2 protein-coding genes are annotated in these 2074 nt (G+C 74.9%); one reads left to right on the plus strand and one right to left on the minus strand.

The annotated features are described in order from the left end of the window. Window positions 1-218: GNAT family N-acetyltransferase (locus C3486_RS36515; protein ID WP_374936970.1), on the minus strand; the 218-nt coding region annotated here is incomplete at its 3' end. Between the two features lie 952 nt (window positions 219-1170). On the opposite strand from C3486_RS36515, the gene C3486_RS36520 reads away from it, so the two are divergent. Continuing rightward, window positions 1171-2073, plus strand: coding sequence for a helix-turn-helix domain-containing protein (locus C3486_RS36520; RefSeq protein ID WP_103837126.1), 903 nt, complete (start codon window positions 1171-1173; stop codon window positions 2071-2073). Window position 2074: the final 1 nt, after the last annotated feature.

Consider the following 2074-nt stretch of genomic DNA (forward strand, 5'->3'; position numbering starts at 1 on the left):
GCCATCGCCGCGAAGAACCGGCGGCCGTCAGCGGTCTGCCGCGAGGTGTACCAGCGGTAGGCCGCGGCCGGCGCGAGCGCGCGGTGCAGCGCCTCGCGGGCCAGGCCGGAGCCGCGCCAGTGCTCGGCGACCGCGATGTTGGCGATCCAGCCGCGCCGGCACTCGTGGCACAGCTGGTACTCCAGCCGCCCGACGGACCGCCCGGCCGCGTCCCGCATATCGATCTCCCGGCGCCCGGCCGGTACCGCGGGACCGTGCTGCCGGTAGACGATGGAGGCCGCATCCGGAACGGGCCCGCCCCGGGCCCCCGGCACCGCCGCCCGCCGTGCGGGCACTCGGTTCCACCCCACTGCGCGACCTCCCGCCCGCAGCCCAACGGCCGGGGCTCGTCCCCGTAACCGGGTTCTACAGCCCTGTAGAGTACGCCCGTCCAGCACCCGCCAACCCGCGTACCCCGCAAGGCCCTCGCCATCAGCCGCGGCGCCGTGGTCCGTCCCGTACTCCGGCCGCAGGACCGAGGGGCTTTGGCCCGGCCGCAGGGCCGTGAAGCCGTACTTCGGCAGCAGGGCCGCACCCCCTCGCCGTAGGGCCGGACTCCCTCGCCAGTAGGCCCGGGATCCCTCACCGTAGGGGCGGGCCTCGGCCGCCCCGGCGATGTCAGTACCCGCCGGTACTGTGTTGAGAAGGGGACCTCGTCACCCCCAAGGGGGAAAGAGCGGGCGGAAACGGTACGCCCAAGGGGCGAGGGCCACGGGACGAGGACGACGGGGGCGAGGGTCACGCGGCGAGGACCACGGGGGCGAGGGTCACGCGGCGAGGGCCACGGGGGTGAGGGCCACGGGGGCGAGGTCACGGGGCAAGAGGCAAGGGGCAGCCGCCAAGGGGGTGCGGCCAAGGGGAGCCGGCCCCCGGGGGAGAGAGCCGGAGCGGTGGGCCCAAGCCAAGAGGAGCCGGAGCGGTACCTCTCGGGTGAGGGAGAAGGCGTCGACGCCAGGGAGTTGGTCGCGCCGGAACGGTACGCATCGGCTGGGGCCCGAGGCCGGACCCGTACCCGGGCCCGGGCGTTCGGTTGTGGCATAGCGGTGGAAACCGCGTCGGTGCCTTCACATCGCGGCGGTCACTGGCTAGCGTTCGGCGCTGGTGGGTGCGTGTGCGGGAGGACGGGAGCCGATGGCTGAGCTGGGGCTGCGGGACACCCACGGGATCCTGGCGCAGCCGTGGGTCCGGCAGGAACGTACCAGCGCGGGCCTCGGCTGGGAGCACCTCTATCTCTCCGCCCAGCGTGAACTGCCCTACCGGGAAGCCTTCGACGGCGCCCGCAGTCATCTCGTCATCCTGCATCTGGACGGCCCGGTCACCGTCAGCCGCGGCCGGCGCGGGCTCACCTCGGCCCGCCGCATCCCGCCCGGCGGGCTGTTCCTGCACCCGGCCGACACCGAACTGGCCGTCGAGCTGGGCGACCGGCTGGACACCGTGCACGTGTACTTGGCGGACGAGTTCCTGCAGGCGGCCGGGGGTGACCGCCCGGTGCGGCTCGCCGAGGAGTTCGGCGTCACCGATCAGTTGCTGGAGCAGCTCGTCCGGGCGCTGGAGGGCGTCGTACGGGAACGGGACCCGGGCGCGCGCACGTACGCCGACCAGCTCGGGATGATGATCGCCGGGCAGCTGGCCCGGCATCACAGCGCCGGCCGCGCCGCCCCGGCCCCGGCTTCGGCGCCCGCACCGGTCGCCGGCCGGCCGCGCGGCGGCGGCCTGACGGAACGCCAGTTCCGGGCGGTGCGCGAGCTGCTGGACGCCCGGCTGGCGGAGCCGCTGCCGCTGGCCGAGCTGGCCGCGGCGGCCAACCTGAGCGTCAGTCAGTTCGCCCGCGGCTTCAAGGCGCGTACCGGGCTGCCGCCGCACCGGTACCTCATGCGGCTCCGCGTCGAACGGGCCTGCCGGCTGCTGCGGACGACCACCGTGCCGATCAGCGAGGTCGCCGTCCGCTGCGGCTTCTCGCACCAGGAGCATCTGACGCGCGTCCTGCGTGCGCAGCTCAACACCACACCGGGCGTACTGCGCCGCGCGGGCTGAC

It is taken from the genome of Streptomyces sp. Ru73, assembly GCF_002920575.1.
Classification (GTDB): domain Bacteria; phylum Actinomycetota; class Actinomycetes; order Streptomycetales; family Streptomycetaceae; genus Streptomyces.

Bases quoted from the DNA above. Each gene is read 5' to 3' on its own strand.
- C3486_RS36520 (WP_103837126.1), top strand. From the start codon at position 1,171: ATGGCTGAGCTGGGGCTGCGGGACACCCACGGGATCCTGGCGCAGCCG.